Raw genomic sequence first — 19,562 nt, forward strand, 5'->3', positions numbered from 1 at the left:
TCCCAATTCTCTCTTCTCAATTCTCTCTATCGTGCTTAGCGACAAACCCTGCTTGATCGCTATACTGCTGCAAAGGGCTTTCTTACAAACGCAATTCCGTTTCCGGATCAAACAAAGAAACGCGTGTCGCGTCGATGTCGAAACGCACCTGCTGTCCGAGGGTATAAGTCTGGCCATCATTGGCGATCGCCGCCAAAGTCAGGGGCGCAGCTGAGGATGGCGACACCGCGGACATCATCTCTAACCACAACACTTGGTGATTCCCCATCGGTTCTACCAAAGACACAGTCGCTTGCATGGCTCCTTGCGGGTGCAACTTAATTTGCTCCGCACGCACGCCCAAGGTGGCACTGATCTTGGTCGACACGGCACCCGCTTTGAAGGCATAGTTCGACAGATTAAGCTGTAACTGCGGACAGCGAAATTGCTGCTGCGAATCGACTTCGCCGCTGATGAAATTCATCGCTGGCGAACCTAAGAAACCGGCGACAAACTGATTCGCTGGCTGCTCATAAACCACAGCTGGCGTACCAATTTGTTGTATTTCACCCGAACGCATCACCACGATGCGTGAGGCCAAAGTCATCGCTTCGACTTGATCATGCGTCACGTAGATCATGGTCGACTTCAATTGTTGATGCAGTAGTTTCAATTCACGACGCAGACTCGAACGCAATTTCGCATCGAGATTGGACAAAGGCTCATCGAATAAATAGACCGCTGCTTGACGCACCAAGGCGCGTCCAATCGCCACACGTTGTCGTTGTCCCCCAGAGAGTTCCGACGGCTTACGTTTCAAGAGCGGCTCAAGATGCAAAATCTGCGCCGCATGAGCTATGCGCTTGGCAATCTCATCTTTCGCGATGCCACTGATGCGCAAGCCAAACGACATATTCTTTTCCACCGACATGGTCGGATACAAGGCGTAAGACTGGAACACCATGCCGATATTGCGCTCACTCGGATCGGCATCGGTCATGTCTTGTCCGGCGATCTCAATGCTCCCGCTGCTAACATCAATCAAACCCGCAATCGCATGCAACAGCGTCGACTTGCCACAGCCCGATGGACCCAGCAAGACCAAAAACTCACCAGGCTCCACAGCAAGAGTAAGGTCCCGCAAAATCGCATTACCACCAAGCGTAATTCCTAAATTTTGTATGCTGACGTTTGCCACAAATAATCCTTGTTTGCTGATCTACAGCCCTAAAACACATCCAGAAATTGAGCGAGAGGAGAAACCCATCCCCACCCTAACCCTCCCCGTTGAAAGGGAGGGAACATTACGGCTAACTCAACCACTTACCAAGCACAGCGCCCCAATAAATGCCTCAGAAATTCAATTATGGGGATGCAGTGCAAGGCGCAAAACGGAGCAATACGTCGGTATTGCGAGTATTTGCAACGCAGCAATGCGCCCCAGAATTGGATTTATGAGGTAATTATTTAACGGCTCCGGCTGTAATACCCCTCACAAACCAACGCCCCGAAACAAAATACAAAACCAAAGGCACGAGCGAGGTCAAAATCGTCGCCGCCATATTCACGTTGTACTCGCGCGTCCCAGTCGTCGTGTTAATCACATTATTGAGCTGCACCGTCATCGGCAAATTTTCGCGCCCCGCGAACACGAGGCCTAACAAATAATCGTTCCACACGCCGGTCACTTGCATGATCGCGGCAACTACAATGATCGGTGCTGACATCGGTAGCACTAACTGGAACAGAATCCGCCAAAACCCGCCACCGTCGATGCGTGCGGCTTGAAATAGTTCGTGCGGGATGCTCGAATAATAGTTACGAAACAGCAGCGTCATCATCGGCATACTGAAAATGGTGTGCACGATAACGATGCCGGGAAGCGAACTATAAAGATCGACCGCTGCCAACAAACGTACTAAAGGGAAAATCATCACCTGGACGGGTATGAAGGCACCGACCATCAAGACACCGAACAAAATATTGGCACCGCGTGGACGCCAAAATGACAAAGCGTAGCCGTTGAGCGCCCCGAGCATAATAGGAATGATGGTACTGGGAACGACGATCGCAATCGAATTGGTAAAGCCACCGCGTATACCTTCACAGGAAACGCCGGTACACGCACTACTCCAAGCGGCAAACCATGCATCGAGCGACCACGTACTTGGTAAGGCAAACAATTGTCCCAGCCGAATTTCATCCATGCTTTTGAACGAGGTCACTAACATGATGTAGAGCGGGAGTAAAAAGAACAGCGCCGCACTGATCAGAAAAGCATACAAACCGATACGAGCCACGCGAGAACCACCACGACGCCTTTTACTGCGTGGCTGTGGGATGGAAATTATTGCGGTCCTTTGCATCGAACCTTGATTCGAAATTTGATTCGGTGCGGCACTCATGTTGCACCCCTCGACACTTTGTTCAACGGCACTTCCTTTTTGTTGACCGCCGATGTGGCGTGCGATCGTGCATTCGAGCGTGCATGCATGCGCGCATACATATACGGTGCTAGTAAGGCCACCACCGGCACCAAGAGCATCACGGCACCGGCCGAGGCCAAGGCGATATTGGCACGACCGAACAGGTGATCCATAATAAATTTCGCGGGTACTTCACTCGCTGTACCGGGACCACCTTGGGTCATCGCAACCACCGAATCAAACAGCTTGATGGCAGCCGTGCTCAAGAGCAAAAAGACGGTAGCCAAGGTAGGCGCCATCATGGGCAAAATAATCGATAGATACACGCGCCAAGCGGGAATACCGTCGAGCCGCGTGGCTTTCCAAATTTCTTGATCGATGCCACGCAAGCCTGCCAACATCATTGCCATGACCAAGCCCGAGGTCTGCCACACAGTAGCGATCACGATGGTGTAAATCACTTTATCCTGATCGATAATCCAATCAAATTCAAAATTCGGGAAGCCCCATTGGCGCACGGCATTTTCGATGCCGATGCCCGGCGTCAACATCCATTGCCACACCAAACCGGTCGCCACAAAGGACATTGCATACGGATATAAAAAGACCGTGCGCAGTACTCCTTCCGCTTTCACTTTTTGATCAATAAAAGCGGCGAGGAGAAAGCCAATCACCATGCTCGCGACAATGAAAAGTACAGAATAAATCGCGAGGTTTTCTATCGAGAGCAGCCAACGTTCATTCTCAAATAATTTGGCGTACTGCGTCATGCCGACGAAGGTATCCGTCGGCAAACTGCGCGAGCTCGTCAAGGAAATCTTGATCGACCACAGCACGGTACCGACGTAAGCCACTAAGACAATCAGCGCCAGGGGCGTGATGGCTCCGTAAGGTATCAGTTTGCGGGCGATGGTTTTTAAACGCATTTTTGTAGCCTGCCGAGCTAGTTGCTTCTATGGATGATGGTTTGCGATGACTTCAGTTGGTGGCGTGTTTTTTTCGCATTTATGCACTCATGCACTCACTCTTTCAAGGCATTCACAATGCTCTTTTGCACTTTCTCCACTGGCATTTTGGTATTCCAAAACGCGGTCAGAATATCTTGCAGAGCGCCATTCTGATCTGGTGTCAAATACACCTCACTAATCCCAAGCACGCGCGATTTATCTTTCATGATCGCCATACCGGTTTGCGCGCACAAATCCATACTCGACGTATCCACATCGCTACGAATCGGGATCGATCCCTTCAGCTTATTAAACTCAATTTGCACGCTCGGCGTCATCAAAGTTTTTGCTAATAATTTTTGAGCGCGTACCACGGGTTCCACTGTCGTTTTGGGGAAGACAAAAGCATCGCCCTGAATCAAATACGGCGCGGTCGGATTGAAACCGGCGATGCAGCCAAAGTCTTTGCCTGCGGTCTGCTTGGCAGCGGCGAACTCACCTTTCACCCAATCACCCATGATTTGAAAACCCGCTTTACCGCTGATCAACATAGCGGTTGCATCATTCCAATTACGTCCTGGAGAACCCGCATCGATATACGATTGCATGCGCTTAAAGGCCAACAACACATTTTTGAAAGCGTCTGAGTTGATCGCTTTCGCGTCACGGTCGCGGATGACTTTTAAGTACAAATCTTTGCCGCCGACATTAGCTAACATCGCCTGAAAAACAATCGTCTCCTGCCACGCTTGACCACCATGCGCGAGACCGACTAAACCTGCTGCCTTGAGCTTATCGAGCGCAGCAAACAGTTCATCGATGGTCGCAGGCTCTTTGGCGATGCCGGCTTTCTTGAAGGCTGCTTTGGAATACCAAAACCAGGTTTGCATGTGCAAATTGACAGGTACGGCGTAGTAATGACCTTTAATGCGGATCACATTCAAGACGGTGTCGGGCAATAATTTATCCCAACCCTCCGCAGCGGCCACATCGTCCATATTGTTGAGCATATTTTGCTCCACCAAATCTTGGAACTGCTTGGTGGTATTGAATTGCGCTGCGACCGGAGCATTGCCACCAACGATACGGTTAATTGCCACTGCCCGAGCTTGATCAGCGCCCGCGATCGCGGTATCGACCCACACCCCACCCGCTTTACGATAAGCGTCGGCAATGGTTTTCACTGCTGCGGATTCACTGCTCGAAGTCCACCAGTGCAAGACTTCAGCTTTCGCCATGGGTCCACTTTTTACTGCCGCTTGATTCGGTGCAGGTGTTGCAGCGACGGCGGTCGTGCCCATTCCGCATAAACCCACGGCCAAAAAGCAGGCTGCCACCAAGCTTGGTGTGAAAGCCTTCTTGGATGGAGCCACAGTGGTAGTGATGGACGCTGTCCGGTTTTTCATGCTGTCTCCTCGTTATTCTCTCGTGTCAGTCTAGCTGACTCTGCGCGCCAACGCAGCACAGGTAGCACATTTAGCACATGTCGCATCATGACTTGATCATCACGTCTTGGCTTTTGTGTGCTTAGCGTTCAGCTAGGCGATTCTTCATTTTTATTTATTCACAATTTTTTATTGACTTCTTTTTTTGCTTAATGCCATACTACCCGAAAATTGGAAACGATTCCATATTTTTTGGAAACAGTTTCCAATCATTTCCAATTTGCGATTTTTTTCCAACAGACGCGAGCGCTCCAGTGTCCTTGGACCGCGAATTTTGGGTTCACTACCACTCATCACTAACACTACTGACTTCATTGACTTAGGAGATCGTCTTATGGCTCACGCAAACCCTCGTCTATCCACATTTTTGCGGTGGGCAATCCTTGGACTCAGTGTCGTGGGTGGTGTTGCCTGCGGCGGCGGTGGAAGTGGTGGCAGCGCAAGCCCCAGCGGTGCAAGTACAACGCCTAGCAGCGGCGGTTCAGGATCAACCACTCCCAGCACACCTAGCACACCAACATTACCGAGTGGCGGCGTACCAGCCAACTATAAGCTGGTGTGGGCCGATGAGTTTAATGGCAATGGTTTGGTCGATAGTAGTAAGTGGGACTACGATACTGAACGCAATAAAGCGGGTTGGTATAACAATGAGCTGCAATACTATTCACGCGCGCGCCTTGAAAACGCGGCGATGAGCAATGGCGTACTCACCATTACGGCGCTCAAAGAGAAACTGACGAGTGCGGCCGATTATGGTGGGCAATCGTATACCTCGGCACGATTACTCACGCGCGGCAAAGCCAGTTGGACTTATGGCTATTTCGAAATTCGCGCCAAACTGCCGTGTGGACTGGGTACCTGGCCTGCGATTTGGATGCTCGGCACCAAGGGCGCATGGCCCGATGACGGTGAGATCGACATCATGGAACATGTCGGCAAAACCAAAGGACAAATCCTCGGCAGCGCCTACAGTAACTACTACAACTGGGCCAGTGGCACCGGCACTACCAAGTCCACTACCGTACCCGATGCCTGCGATGCCTTCCACAACTATCAATTGTTCTGGGATGCCGACCAACTCGCGATTGGCGTTGATGGGAAATACTACTTTCAGTTTGTGAATCCCAAGAATGGTGATTACAAAAAATGGCCCTTCGATCAACCGCAATACATGATTTTGAACTTGGCGCTCGGGGGTGATTTGGGCGGACCGGTTGACGACACTATTTTCCCTAGCAAATTCGAAATCGATTACGTGCGGATTTATCAAAAGTAAGCGCAAAAACACACATGCAGACCGCGCCCCCATTACCACTGTTCAATCCCCAAGCCAGCGTCAGCGTGCAAGTCATTCCTGATCTTGGTGCGATGTCAGCTGTTGCAGGCAAGGGAAAGCAAGAAGTTTGTGTGGTGGTCGATGATTTTCTACTGAACCCGGAAGAAGTCGTGGAACATGCACGTCGACAGCGTCAGCAGTTCCGCTACGATGTCGACAACTACTTTCCCGGTGTAGAGATGGACATGGGGCGCACTTTTGCTTTGCAGATGGAGCAGTACTTTATGCTTCACCTGCGATCCCATTTTCAGGTGCGACGCAACCTTGGCTGCGCTTGTCGCATGTCGATGACGACCTTGTCTGCCGCAGAACTCAAGCCTCTACAACGCTTATGCCACCGCGACGCGGAAGTGCTGCCACTGGGGATGGGGATCGCTGCCAGTGTCGTCTATTTGTTCACGGACGCCTCGCTTGGCGGCACTAGCTTTTTTCGTCCACGTGGTCCACTCGATGAAACGCGTCGCTTCCTGCAGCGGGCGGAGCATGCAGATCACACCTGGCTCAATGATGAGCTACAACAAGCGCCGGCCTATTGTTATCAGTCGAATCCACGCTTTGCCCTGACGCATACGGTCGAAGCAAAATGGAATCGCGCGATATTTTATGAAGGCACAGTATTTCATGCCGCCCACATCAGCGATCCGACACGATTAAGCGCAGAAGTCGATCATGCACGACTCTGTTTGAATGCCTTCTTTCGCTTTAAGAAGCAGGCGGGTGCTGCTTGAACCTAGATGTTGGGCTTCATTGCATTCAGCGCCAACCTACGCCATCACAATCGTAGGCTGGTGCTGAGCGAAGCGATGCCCAGCTTCTGATCACCCGACCATGTTGGGCTTCATTGCATTCAGCACCAAGCTACTCCACCACATCCGTAGGCTGGTGCTGAGCGAAGCGATGCCCAGCTTCTGATCACCCGACCATATTGGGCTTCATTGCATTCAGCACCAAGCTACTCCACCACATCCGTAGGCTGGTGCTGAGCGAAGCGATGCCCAGCGTCCGATCACCCGACCATGTTGGGCTTCAATAGCGCCTCACGAAACTCAACACTTAATCTCTTTGCGCTTCTTGCCGATCGCACCGCGCGCTGCGACTTTGGCGATGTAGTCTGGTGCAAAAGGAATCTTACATGCCGTATCACCAACGTCGATCGAAACGGTGCCGATAGCTTTTCCTGCTTGCACCGCCGCGTCATGCAGAGGGGCGACAAAGGAGCCCAGCGCGATCACAAAACTGTTCATGCCGGAGCGCACTTCGTTGGGCTGTTGATGGATGGTCGTTTGCACGAAATCGAGGAGGCGTTGAAGCCATGGCAAATCAAGCGCTTGGTCGGGTGTCACCGAGACATAACTAATCAAAGTGGCCCACGCTGTTGCAGCAACATCTTCTTGCGAAGAACTACCCCACTCATTAATCAATTCAACCACGTGAGAGCTCTCGGTCGCTACCCACGCCACACTATAGCGACGGATCGCATTGCAATTAGCGGTTGCTAACCACTGCTGCAGTTGTTCCTTGCTCATCTCCTTGCCGTTCGCCATCAAGCCCGCCAAATACTGGGCATCGTAATTCCCTGTCGCGAACAAGTCGCATGCTAAAGCGGTATTACCTTTATGTGCCTTGAGCAGCTTCTTCATTTCTTCAATCTTGACGCCGAACACAGGATCGTTCGCACCATGCTTACGTAAAATCGCACGGTACGATTCACTACCTAGGCTTTCCAGAGTTTTTAAAATGTCCTGTGCACTCATACTAAGTCTCCTGCGTTAGATCCCGATTGATGAAATCTCGCTGTCCCATGCGGGACATACGTCGTATTAAAAAGATTCAACCTATCAACCCCATTTTGCAACCGATTGTCTAATGTCATTTGCTTAAAGTACACCATTAGTACATCATTAGTACACCATTCGGGAATACTGTGCTTCTTATTTTCTATTTATTTTATTATTTATTTTTTTAAATTTCTTCTCTCGTATTCAAGGAACCCATAGGAATGAGCTTCACATCCCCTCTCCGCCGCCTCGCCATTGGTTTAGTTTGTGGTTTCACTTTCAGCAGCATCACCATCGGGAGTGCGCATGCACAAGCCGACGAAGCAAAGTATTGGGGTAAGGACGCTCCCGCGGGTGCCGATCACCCCTTGATTAAACGCTTCTCCGGCTCATGGCTAACAGCTTATTCCCTCGCAGAATGGGACATCAGCAAATTCCCAAGCTCGGATGTCTTAACCAAAGATAAAAAATTCCAGGACCTCATCACACTAGAAGGCAAGCAAACCCGACTGCAATATCTCGCCCCACGCGGCAAAATGCCAGTCGAGGTATTCCGCAACTACCAACAAGCCTTACAAATCGCTGGCTTCAAAACGCGCTTCGTCTGCGAAACACAGTGTGAAAAACTGTACTGGGCGTGGAAAGACATGAACGAACCCAATAAGGGCATGCAGTTCGCCGAAGGTTATATCTATACGCCTAAAGACAGTCGCTACAGCCATACCTCAGCCTTAACCAGCGATCGCGGCATGATGTTAGTGGGGACCATGAAAAAAGGCGGGCAAGATACCCATGTCTTGATTTACACCTCCTCAGCGGCCAACGACACTACCGGCTTAACCCAAACCTATATCCACATCGCCGAGCCTAAACCTATGCCTACCGGCCAAGTGTTCGTCGATACCAAGGCCCTACAGAATGGTTTGCAAGAAGAAGGCAAAGTCACTTTAAACGGCCTCTTTTTTGACACAGGTAAAGCTAGCATCAAAGAAGAATCGAAACCGCAATTGGAAGAAATGGCGAAGTTGATGCAAGCCCAAGCCAATCGCAAGTTCTTCATCGTGGGTCACACCGATAATATTGGCAATTTCGACGCCAATCAAACGCTCTCTTTGCAGCGCGCCCAAGCCGTCGTCAGCGCCCTCACCGCGGCACCGTATCGTATCGCGGCCAATCGTTTGATCGCTAAAGGCAATGCGAACTTAGCGCCAGTTGCCAGCAACGCAGAAGAAGCAGGCCGTGCGCGCAATCGCCGAGTGGAATTGGTGGAACAGTAAAGAAAAATGCAGGTGTCGGTGATGACCGACACCTGCAACACCAACATTTTTAAGCGCTAAGATTTCTCAGCGAAACCGTTTATGTCGCGGCCACGGCTTGCAAGGCAAGATCCCGGGTCTTTTTGGCGATCTCCGCGCTAGTCTTAAACACGGCTTGTGCATGTGCCTCGGCTGCCGCATCACCCTTGGCCATAATCACTGCTTGAAACAACACCATATATTGTGCCTGTATAGCTGCGCTATAAGCAGCGTCAATTGCTTTCTCTTCCATTTGACTCTCCTCGCATCAATGATTTGTCATTTACTTCTTCTGCCCTTCTCCCACAAAGGCCTTGGCCTCAGCACCAACACGAATCACACGCACTTGACGAATATCTTCCGCGGCACCTAGCTTCGCTACGCTGTCTTGGCCGGCAGTGAGCTTGCCGATGATGGGGAATTCGTTCGGTACTTTGCTTGCATCCGTTGCCAATAACATCTTACCTTGTGCATTGATCGCGAACACAGGTGTCTGCTTTGTATTACTCACTGCAGTCGGTGTCAATGTTTCAGTCATGGTAGTGTCGGGCCAGTTGCCATTCAAACTCATTAGCCATTGCCCTTCTTGTTGGGTGATGTTACCGATAGCAGCCGGTGGAGTCGTTGGACGCGGAGCGCCCGGATTAAATGTCGCTGGTTTGTAATTCGTTTCCAATTGCCCGATCAAACGCGCAACCGTCGCCGGTGCTGCATTGCTCTGTAACTCGACCAAGACATTGCCTTGTGCCGTCACCACTTCTACATATAAACCCGCTGGCAAATAAAAACCTTCACGACTCAAATTTTCTGGTGCGTTGGCTGCCTCGTAAGCCATCAAGGCAATGGCGATAGCAGAGTGTTGTTGGGCCTTCGCATACGGCACGACTTCATTATAAGTATCGAGCAAGGTATGCCAAGTGCGGCTGTAAACGAAGTCGGTTTTATTGTTGGCATTCGGCGTCGGTACACCTTTCATAGAAAAAGCTGAGGCATCGGTGCCCGCTAAAGCCTCGGCGCGTATCCTTGGATAATCACTGGTTTTGACTTCAAAACCGAACTCAGGATTGCCACCATTGACACCATTGAGACTCTTAGCCACACGCTCAAACGGCGCTTTCCAAGCACTTGGTACGGTAATGCCGGATACCGCGCCCGGTGCGCCATCACGATTGAGCATCATGACTACTTTATCCATTTCTTTTGCATGTCTTTCGGTGTAAGCCGAGGCGCCGACAATGCCCAATTCCTCACCAGCCGAGGCCACCATCACAATACTACGTTTCGGTTTGGCGCCAGCTTTCGCCAATAAGCGCATGGCCTCAATCGTTGGCGAAACACCCGAACCATCATCAACCGCGCCTGTCGCACTGTCGAAACTATCTAAGTGAGCACCGATGACCACGTATTCATCGGGCTTTTCGGTGCCAGTGATTTTAGCGACCACGTTGTGATACGGCACTGGCCCCGGATAAAACCAATTGCGGATATCAAATTCCAATTCGACTTTCTCGCCTTTTTTCAGCAGCGCTTGGATTTCATTGTAGTGATCCGCCGTCATCTTGATGTCCGGCATGGTCGGTAAAGCTTCCCAACTGGTTGGCTTGGCATCCAACAGAGCTAAAGGTTCTTTGCCCGCTTGTATGGTGCCGAGCGCGCCTGCTTCCATTAATTTGAGACTCACGGCATCGGGCTTATATTCTTTACGGCCATCACGTCCCATCCCGCGACTGTCGCCAGGGATCAACACCCAAGCGCCTTTGAATTCGGCCATGCGCGCTTGCGCTTCGGCTTCATTCGCCGGCCCCAACACGGCCAAACCGCGTTGCACGCCCTTAGTACCAGCGGTGTAGCTAGGCGTACCGAAACGTAAGCTCTTCTCACTCGGGGTGATCATCTTGCCAAACCATGGACCGCGATTGAAACCGAGCGGTTGCTGCGCCGCTTCTTCCAATTCGGCCGCAATACCCCAAGCCCGCATTTGATCACGCGTCCAACGTGCTGCGTGACTGAAGTTATCGCTACCCGCCATACGACCACCGAAACGATTCGTCAGTACATCCAACCAAGTCATGACTTGTGGATCTTGGGTACCGATTTCAACGATTTTCTTTGCAGTGGCGTCTTGCGCCTGCGCGAAGCTTGTCACACCGCACAAGATCAAAATAGCGATGGCGTGTTTGCTCTTAGCAAACAGAGAGTGCGCTTGAGACTGAGGATAGAATTCGGGACGGGAAGCGAACATGATGGTCTCTTATTGTGATTAGTCGGATTGAGCGAACAAGCGAACGGACGAACAAGCTAGCTCGCCCGACTTCGACTCTCAGGACTGTCGCAAGTTCCATCAAAGTGCTTAAGGCTATTTAAGCCCCCCTTAGGAAAAACCCTAAGCAAAAATATCTTGCTTGGCTCGCTCACTAATCGCCGTCACGGCGGGATCTTGCAAGCGGCGCTCGGTAGTAATCACATAGATTTCTTCGACCAACTCAGGCACATCAAAGACCGCCTTGACGCCATATTGATGCATGACGTCTTGTTTCATCGCTGATGGCGCGAAAAAGAAGCCCGCGCCTGCGCGACCGAAGGCTTTCATCAAAGCACCATCATCAAACTCACCGACAATCACTGTTTGCAATTGCTGATCCGACATCCAACGCAAGATTTTGCTTTGCACCGCGGCGTCTTCACTGGGTATCAAAAATGGTGCGCCTTTCAAGCATGCTGGATACTTACCTTTGTATCGCTTCGCCAAGGCGGGCTCGGCAAAGATGGTAAGTCCACATTTACCGAGTAAATGATTAAAAGCACGCACGCTGATTTGACTACTGACGCTACTCAAAGGACGATCTGCAATCACGGCATCGATTTTGTGTACCGCCAAATCGCCTAACAGCAATTCCAAACGACCTTCGCGACAATGTAAGCGCACGGGTTCACTTAACTGTAAGGCAGGCTCCAACAGTTTATACGCCACCACCTTGGGCACGGCATCCGCAATGCCAACCCGAAAGGGACGTCGGCGCGCTTGCAATTGATTGCGTAGGACATCCAGTAACTGATCACCGGTCGTGAAAATATCATCGGCATACACCATGATGCGTTGACCGGCTTCTGTCAGACTTAAGTTGCGTCCTGATTTTTTGAATAACTCGACGCCCAAACTTTGTTCGAATTCATTGATCTGACCACTCACCGCATGCGGCGTCAAATGCAGCTGCTCCGCTGCTTTAGCGATACTGCCGGTCTTCGCCACCATCCAGTAATAGCGTAGATGCTTGTAATTCAATGACGCCATGGTCTACCTTTCGCTTGCGCTGTGTTTTTACTAGCGAGTATCGCGTTGTGCTAGTGGTAAAGCATCATTCTACCCGCTAGCTGGATGATGTCGAGCAGAGCGACTCCGCTCCGCCGACGAAGTTTGACGACGCAGGGCTTGCAAGCGTAGCAAATTCCAATAACGGCTGGCACGCCATACTAATTGCATGAGGAGATAACTCGATAACGCCAAGCTCATCGCCAACACCACCATACCAATCACCCATGGCAAACCTAAATCAAGCACCCATTGCCACCAGAGTTCGATACTCATGAGCGGCGCTTGCCAGTCGGTTTCTGGCAGGGCTGGTAAGCTACTCCACTTGGTGTCTGCGCCATGCAAACCCAATAGCCACTGACCGAGGCTGTAGGCAGCCATATAGATCGGCACGATGGTTAAAGGATTGGTTAAGAAAGTTCCGACCACCGCCATGGGCAAGTTAAGTCGAAAGAAAAAGGCGAGGCTGATCGCCGCAATCATCTGCAAAGGCCCGGGAATCATGCCACAGAAAACACCGGCGGCTAAACCCCAAGCGACTGCTTCACGCTCGACTCGCCACAAACTGGAGCGGTCAAAGTGGTGCGTGAAACGACGGCTAATTGGAATACGTTCTATGGTTTGCCGATCCGGCAAAATACGACGAAGAAATTTCTTGGGCATACCAGTGCCTTTCGCTCTGCATGAGTGCCATCAGCACTTTGATGAATGGCACTCATGCAAAGTTTCAGGGTGTGAACTCGATTTAATAGTGGGTTTCTAAAATAGAGGGGCGGCGCTCAGTTGGCATTGGATGTGTATATTTGGGCGATGGATTTGGCTTATCCCCACTCATACTCGCATCTCCCAAAGTGACTAAATCCAACATCCAACGTTCAAGCGCCCTTGAAATCAAAATAGCCTCGCCATCACTCACGCGGCTATCGGCATCGACAATCGCGACCATCCATGCCAACAATAGTTTTTGCAGTTGCGGATCTTCAATCTCGGCCAGCAAGCTGTCGATCAACTCCGGCGACATTTCAATTTGACCGTAATGCGCACCGCATAGCAACATGTCTTCGCACAGCGTATGCACAATCTTCTCGAATTCATCTTCGCTTAAGCCGAGCTTTTGTACCATCTCATAACCCGCGACGAGTTCCAGCTCAGACTTATCTAAGCCACCGTCAACTAACATCGCCAATGCCACAATTCGCGCCATCGCTTGTGGACTATCTTTTTCGTAGCTACGCATCATGTCCTCACCAATTAAAAACGTTCAAGAGATTCGTTTTCTTCCACGCCTTGCTCCGGCCAGTGCTTGTGCTGCACGTGGCTGTGTTCGCGCTTACGCCCTATCCGCTTCGACAGCAGATGCTCGGCGCGACCAATCGCACGGTCGATCGCGACATACATATCGGTCTCGGTATCGTGCACGAGAATTTGTTGGCGACCGGCCAAGGGAATTTGGATAAGACAATGTTTGTCCTCACCACCGCGTGGACCATTCACATCCGATAGTCGCACTTTGACAGTGCGCACTTCGTCCAAGGCCCAGTCAGTAGCGAACTTGAGGCGACGATAAGTGTGTTCACGCAAACCCTCGGTGAGTTCAAAGCCGCGTGCTTGGATGTCGATATGCATTGCTAATCTCCTCTTTAGAATGTCGCACCATATTGCGCGACATCCTTAGTGTAGGGATCAGCAAACTGTATTTCAAATCGATTAATTGGAGAGGATTGCTCGAAAAAATCGAGCAATCTCGTGAGGAGGACAAATCGCTAAACTAAGTTTTCGGACAGATTAAGCGGCTTCACGTGCCATGCAATGGGCACGAATATAATCCAAATGGCTTGGCATGGCATCGACGCATTTGCGTATCACCATTTGTGTGTTGTACAAGAAGCCAGCGATTTCTTCTTGACTACGTTGATCAACCACAGGGCTATAGCGACGTGGCCGCATGCCTTGTCCATGCATCACTTGTAGCCAACTATCTTCGGGGAAGAGCTCTTCGTTTTCGCGCAAAATACGACCATTGCTAGCGAACAGATCCAACTTGATTTGCAAGCTTTCGGGTACTTCCATCTCGCGGCAGTATTTCCAAAACTCGCTATCTTCGCGGGTATTGACCTTGTAGTGCAAAATCAAGAAATCTCGAATTTGCGCATACTCTTTGTCGGTAAGGCGATTGTAATTGTCGATATCAACTTGATCGAAATCTTTGTTTGGGAAGAAGCTCAGCAAACGCATGAGTCCTGTCTTCACCATATGAATGCTGGTTGACTCCAAGGGCTCCATGAAGCCACCGGATAAGCCAATCGCGAGACAGTTTTTATTCCACGCTTTTTTACGCTTACCCGTTGTGAATTTGATTTGGCGTGGTTCCGCCAACACTTGGCCATCGAGATTATTCAAAAGGATCTGCGTGGCTTTTTCGCTATCCATGAATTTGCTAGAGAACACATGACCATTGCCAATCCGATGTTGCAGAGGAATGCGCCATTGCCAACCTGCTTCATGTGCCGTCGAACGTGTATGCGCTTGGCTTGAGCCACCTAGAGAGCATGGCACCGCGATCGCTGTATCGCATGGCAGCCAATGGCTCCAATCTTCGTAACCCGTTTGTAAGGCTTGTTCAATCAAGAGCCCAACCATGCCAGAGCAATCAATAAAAAAATCGCCAGCGATGACGTCGCCATTCTCCATCGTCACCGATTCAATAAAGCCATTGTCGGCTTTCAGATTGACCTTAACGATCTTACCTTCAGTACGTTTGACGCCGCGTTGCTCGGAATAGCGACGTAAATATTTGGCGTACAGACCCGCATCGAAATGATAGGCATACGATAAATCAGACAAAGGAGAATTCGGTAAATCAGGACGACCGACACTGAATTTTCCCATCAAACTCGCGACGGTGTTGATCGAGAAAGGCTCTAAGCCATCGACCAAACCGAGTTGATTCATCTTCAGCCAGTAGTGATAGAAATTCGCCATAGGCTGATCGCGTCCCACCGAACCGAAGCCGTGGAAATACTTGGTCCCTTTCACACCCCAGTTAACGAATTCAATCCCTAACTTGAAAGTGCCTTGTGTATTGCGCAGAAAATCGTTCTCATCGATCCCGAGATGCGTATTGAAATTGCGAATGCTCGGAATCGTCGCTTCACCAACACCAATGGTTGAGATCAAATCGGATTCGATGAGGCGAATCCGATGTCCGTTCGGCAGCAGTTGTGCCATGGTCGCGGCGCTCATCCAACCGGCGGTACCGCCGCCAACAATCACGATATCTTGTATGCGTTTATCAGACATGCTGATCTTCCTTCGATGTTCTTGTAGATCTGGGTCTTTACTGCTTTTCATTGTACGCCGACTCGATAACAAAAAAGAGTCCAATGCCGTCGATCATAAGGACCAAGACAATTGGACTCAAGGATGTTCGCTGGAGAGCGTGGTAAAACTTTCACCTTTACTGACATCAATCTCTGTGGGTTGAGTTCGATGTCAGTTAGGTGTCACAACAACGACCGGATTAGTTATTGACTAGCTTAATGGCTAGCTTAATGACTAGCCTGGTAACTAGATCAATAGCTAAAGCCGAAGCGTACGCCGAACATACGCGGTTCAACTGGTGCGTAGTTCATCTGTGCGCCAATACCTGAGCCACGCCAGTAAGCCGCTTTGCTATCGGTCGCATTACGGACATACAATTCGGCATGCCATGCATCGTCTGGTGCATCTAAACGCATCGATGCATCAATCAAAGAGTATGCCTTTTGGAAGCGTCCAATATGGGCAAACTCATCATTGCGTACATCGAAGTAAGCCTTGTCACGCCAGTTCCACTTCACGTAAGGAATCAAAGCAAAGCCGTTTGGCAAATCAAATTTCTGCGAGAAGTGCAACATCATCGTGCGACGCGGTGCGTTTGGCAGATTGTTGTTTGTCACATCGTACAAACGCTTACCATTGTCTGGGCCGAGACCGTTGTAAACCGGTGCGCAGGGTGTCAAACCAAATTCAACACGGGCGTCGCAGTTGTAGTCATCACTGTAGGAACCGTAATCATGAATCTTGGTATCTAACAATGTGAATGCACCGCCGATTTTGCCGCCTGGCCAAGGTTTGTAATCCCATTCCACTTCCAGACCACGAATCTTGGTGTTACCGACGTTGATCGTACGCCACGTTTCATACACGTCGCATTTCGGTTGATCAGAGGTACATGGTGCCGGCGGTACAAATTTGCTGACGAAGTAAGTACCAGTCAATTGCTGATCCTTATAGTTCATCGCGAATGCCACCGCAGACAAGCTCAATTTGTTTTCTAAGAACTTACCTTTGTAACCAATTTCAAAGTTCGTGACGAGTTCTGGTTTATACGGCAAGAAGGTTTCGACGTTGGCGGAACCGTCGGCACATTTACGCACATTCGGACCTGTGGCGTCGCCACCGCAACGCATCGTACGATCGCCAAAACCACCCGCTTTATAGCCTGTCGACAAAGAGGTGTAAGCCATTTCGTTCGGGTTGATTTGCGTTTGCAAGCCTAAGCGCCAGGTTGCCTTATGCCATTTTTCGCTATGGTCATTCTTACTTGGTGTGCCGTACAAATGGTATGCGGCTGCACTACCACCAGGGCCGTAGTCGAGATCATGACCTTGTGGCAGACGATAGCCTGGCGTATTTGGTGTACCTGGGTCATAGCCGCCGTTATAGAACTCTTTCTGACCCCACCAGCCACCGAGGTTCAAACCATCTTTATCGGTCTTGCTATCAGCGCTGTAACGAGCACCGGCAGTGGCCGTCCATGTTGGCGCGAACTCCCAATCAGCCTGCGCGAAGATCGCTTTCGCATCAACTTGGCGATTTGGCTGCGCATAGAAAGCGCCTGAAGCTAAACCGACTGGTGCACGATACAAATCAACCACTTCATAGTTGATTTGGTTTTTCTCATGCATCCAGAACAAACCACCGACGTATTTCAAATCACCGATACGTTGTTTCAACTGCAGTTCGTGCACAGTAGAGACGTATTTAGAATCAACCGTTTGTTGATACTGGTCGGACAGTGGCCAAGTACCCCAGTTATTACCGCCAGGGATGCTTGGATGGTCTTGGGTAATTTGGAAAGGCAATGCCGTCATATTGCCTTTGTCGTTGTCATACAGCTGACTACGACGTTGATCGGCTAATGCGAAGTTATAGTCGAGTACGGTGTCTTTATCGACATCCCAATTGACGTTCGTACGCAAAGTACGAATCTTCATATCGGTCATGCCTGGCACGTTGATTTTCAAATCAAAACGGCCCCAGCCAGTTGGGCAAGCGTAACGTGTTCCGGCGACGGAATCACAGTCTTTAAATGCGGTACCGCCCGCGCCAGAATCTTGGAACTCTTCATACGTGGCACGCAAACGCAAGTCTCTATTGACTTTGTACAAAGCGGACAAACGCGCAGACCATTCGTTTTGATTAGTGTAGTAATCGCTAGGATCAACTTTGCGATTCCAACGTTGCATCACATCAGGAATGCCATCTGGTTTCCAACCTTTGGATGGCAAGTTCGCCTCACTAAAATCTTGCATCTGATTCGCATAACCATCACGCGTGACTTTCATGAACGACGCACGCAAGGCCAAGTCATCGCTGATCTTGAAGTTTTGAATCATATTCACTTGGCGTTTGTTGTAATTGCCAAGTTCGATTTCGGAACGACCGTAATTGCCTGCGAAGTCTGGTTTAGCGGAGATCACATTGATCGTACCACCGGTGGAATTACGACCGAACAAGGTACCTTGTGGACCGCGCAAAATTTCGACTTGCTCAACGTCGAACATCAAGGCTTGAGCACCTTGTGGACGAGGTGAATACATACCATCAACGTGGAAGCCTACAGCAGGATCGCCGATCTCTGTGGTGTTACTTGATGTGATACCGCGAATCGTGACTTGAATCGCAGAGTCATTGGTTTGTACGATGGTGACGTTAGGTACTTCGTTTGCCAAATCCTTGGCACTTGTCACACCAAGACGGCTCAAGTTATCTTGGTTATAGGCAGTCACTGCCAACGGTGTTTTCAACAAAGAGGTTGAATAACGCGTCGCAGTAACTTGAACTTCTTGTACTTGCTCAGAATCTTTTTTGCTCTTCTTTGTATCGGTGTTTTCGTTACTCTTGGTAGCGTCCGCCTGCTGTGCATATGCACCTGCATGCATCAACCCAAATGCGCCAGCAATTGCCATGCTCATTAAGGTACGTTTGGTTTTGGGATGGAACATTTGGTCTCCTTGATTTATCTTCGACCCGCTTCAGCATTATCTGCGCAAGTCATCTCCTGCACTACTGTCTCTTGTTGCTACTTCTTTGTTTTTTATTTCTGCACCGATCGAACGGTGTCGATTACATTCACCATCAAGTAGGCCAAAGTTTTTTGCCGCGTCGTGCGTTACGACCGTGCCATCCACATTTATGCAGAACGAGGTAAATTCTGCCCACAGCCTCTTCGATCGATCTTATCTTTTACATCGGATGTTCTTGCTACTTGTTACTACAAGCGACTACACCCTTCTACAAGTTTTGGGCCTTCAAGGTGCTTGGGTAAATCACCGATTGCTAGCCACGTCTTTCAAATCGTACAAATGGTGGGGAACAATTTTCAAATTATGGAATCGTTTCCATTTGTGGATTGGAATATAGCATTCATCAAAAAAATGTGTCAACAAATTTTTGGAAACGTTACCAATTGGTGTATTTTCACCACATTTTCATGGGTTTTGAAATGGCATGCGTCATGGTGATCTGCATAAAGCACCAAGATTCACGCATGACACTGTGATGCGAGCAGGGATTTATGCATACGCTTAATCACTCACGAAGCAGATGAGTGCGGCTTGAATATCTGTGGATAACTTTGTGGGTAAATCTAAGGGAAAAAGATGCCGCACGGAATTTCACGAAAAACAAATTTAAGTTTGATCTCTAAGCAGTTGAATTTAAACATGAATTTAGAAAAATTCAATTGTTAAAGAATGTTTCCAAGAATAAATATGCTTGTG

At 49.8% G+C, this 19,562-nt stretch carries 16 protein-coding genes; 3 read left to right on the plus strand and 13 right to left on the minus strand.

What is annotated here, in order from left to right; all coding sequences use genetic code 11:
• Positions 1–82: 82 nt before the first annotated feature.
• From RF679_RS18665 to RF679_RS18680, 4 genes are all read right to left on the minus strand, one after another.
• The gene (locus tag RF679_RS18665; protein ID WP_309482131.1) at positions 83–1,177 is read right to left on the minus strand and encodes an ABC transporter ATP-binding protein; all 1,095 of its coding nucleotides are present in this window, start codon (positions 1,175–1,177) and stop codon (positions 83–85) included.
• 265 nt (positions 1,178–1,442) lie between these two features.
• The gene (locus RF679_RS18670; RefSeq protein ID WP_309484051.1) at positions 1,443–2,345 is read right to left on the minus strand and encodes a carbohydrate ABC transporter permease; all 903 of its coding nucleotides are present in this window, start codon (positions 2,343–2,345) and stop codon (positions 1,443–1,445) included.
• A gap of 35 nt (positions 2,346–2,380) precedes the next feature.
• On the minus strand, positions 2,381–3,331 hold the full coding sequence (locus RF679_RS18675) for a carbohydrate ABC transporter permease (protein ID WP_309482132.1): 951 nt from the start codon (positions 3,329–3,331) through the stop codon (positions 2,381–2,383).
• Positions 3,332–3,426: 95 nt separating this feature from the next.
• Complete coding sequence (locus RF679_RS18680) at positions 3,427–4,590, minus strand: ABC transporter substrate-binding protein (protein ID WP_309484052.1); 1,164 nt, start codon at positions 4,588–4,590, stop codon at positions 3,427–3,429.
• Positions 4,591–5,131: 541 nt separating this feature from the next.
• Between RF679_RS18680 and RF679_RS18685 the strand changes: the two genes are divergently transcribed.
• Together RF679_RS18685 and RF679_RS18690 are read left to right on the plus strand one after the other, a co-directional pair.
• Positions 5,132–6,073, plus strand: a complete 942-nt coding sequence (locus RF679_RS18685) for a glycoside hydrolase family 16 protein (protein ID WP_309482133.1) — start codon at positions 5,132–5,134, stop codon at positions 6,071–6,073.
• Positions 6,074–6,087: 14 nt separating this feature from the next.
• Positions 6,088–6,861: a DUF6445 family protein gene (locus tag RF679_RS18690; RefSeq protein ID WP_309482134.1), complete on the plus strand. Its 774-nt coding sequence runs from the start codon at positions 6,088–6,090 to the stop codon at positions 6,859–6,861.
• 318 nt (positions 6,862–7,179) lie between these two features.
• On the opposite strand, the gene RF679_RS18695 is transcribed toward RF679_RS18690, so the two are convergent.
• On the minus strand, positions 7,180–7,887 hold the full coding sequence (locus tag RF679_RS18695; protein WP_309482135.1) for a DNA alkylation repair protein: 708 nt from the start codon (positions 7,885–7,887) through the stop codon (positions 7,180–7,182).
• Positions 7,888–8,132: 245 nt separating this feature from the next.
• Here RF679_RS18695 and RF679_RS18700 point away from each other — a divergent pair, with 245 nt between their 5' ends.
• A complete protein-coding gene (locus RF679_RS18700) occupies positions 8,133–9,188 on the plus strand; it encodes an OmpA family protein (RefSeq protein ID WP_309482136.1) in 1,056 nt (351 codons plus the stop codon).
• Positions 9,189–9,267: 79 nt separating this feature from the next.
• Here RF679_RS18700 and RF679_RS18705 read toward each other — a convergent pair whose 3' ends face one another.
• From RF679_RS18705 to RF679_RS18740, 8 genes are all read right to left on the minus strand, one after another.
• Positions 9,268–9,459, minus strand: coding sequence for a hypothetical protein (locus RF679_RS18705; RefSeq protein ID WP_309482137.1), 192 nt, complete (start codon positions 9,457–9,459; stop codon positions 9,268–9,270).
• Between the two features lie 30 nt (positions 9,460–9,489).
• Entirely contained in the window at positions 9,490–11,448 is a 1,959-nt protein-coding gene (locus RF679_RS18710; protein ID WP_309482138.1) for a M28 family peptidase, read from the minus strand.
• 141 nt (positions 11,449–11,589) lie between these two features.
• Entirely contained in the window at positions 11,590–12,498 is a 909-nt protein-coding gene (gene nhaR / locus RF679_RS18715) for a transcriptional activator NhaR (RefSeq protein ID WP_309482139.1), read from the minus strand.
• A gap of 69 nt (positions 12,499–12,567) precedes the next feature.
• Positions 12,568–13,179 carry a DUF2062 domain-containing protein gene (locus RF679_RS18720; protein ID WP_309482140.1) on the minus strand — a complete coding sequence of 204 codons (612 nt, stop codon included), beginning with the start codon at positions 13,177–13,179 and terminating at the stop codon, positions 12,568–12,570.
• 82 nt (positions 13,180–13,261) lie between these two features.
• Positions 13,262–13,756, minus strand: coding sequence for a tellurite resistance TerB family protein (locus RF679_RS18725; RefSeq protein ID WP_309482141.1), 495 nt, complete (start codon positions 13,754–13,756; stop codon positions 13,262–13,264).
• An 11-nt stretch (positions 13,757–13,767) separates the two neighbouring features.
• On the minus strand, positions 13,768–14,142 hold the full coding sequence (locus RF679_RS18730; RefSeq protein ID WP_309482142.1) for an HPF/RaiA family ribosome-associated protein: 375 nt from the start codon (positions 14,140–14,142) through the stop codon (positions 13,768–13,770).
• Between the two features lie 159 nt (positions 14,143–14,301).
• Entirely contained in the window at positions 14,302–15,816 is a 1,515-nt protein-coding gene (locus tag RF679_RS18735) for a tryptophan halogenase family protein (protein WP_309482143.1), read from the minus strand.
• 272 nt (positions 15,817–16,088) lie between these two features.
• Positions 16,089–18,785 (minus strand): TonB-dependent receptor, encoded by a 2,697-nt coding sequence (locus tag RF679_RS18740; RefSeq protein ID WP_309482144.1) that lies wholly within the window; start codon positions 18,783–18,785, stop codon positions 16,089–16,091.
• Positions 18,786–19,562 lie beyond the last annotated feature (777 nt).

Source organism: Undibacterium cyanobacteriorum (assembly GCF_031326225.1).
Lineage (GTDB): Bacteria > Pseudomonadota > Gammaproteobacteria > Burkholderiales > Burkholderiaceae_D > Undibacterium > Undibacterium cyanobacteriorum.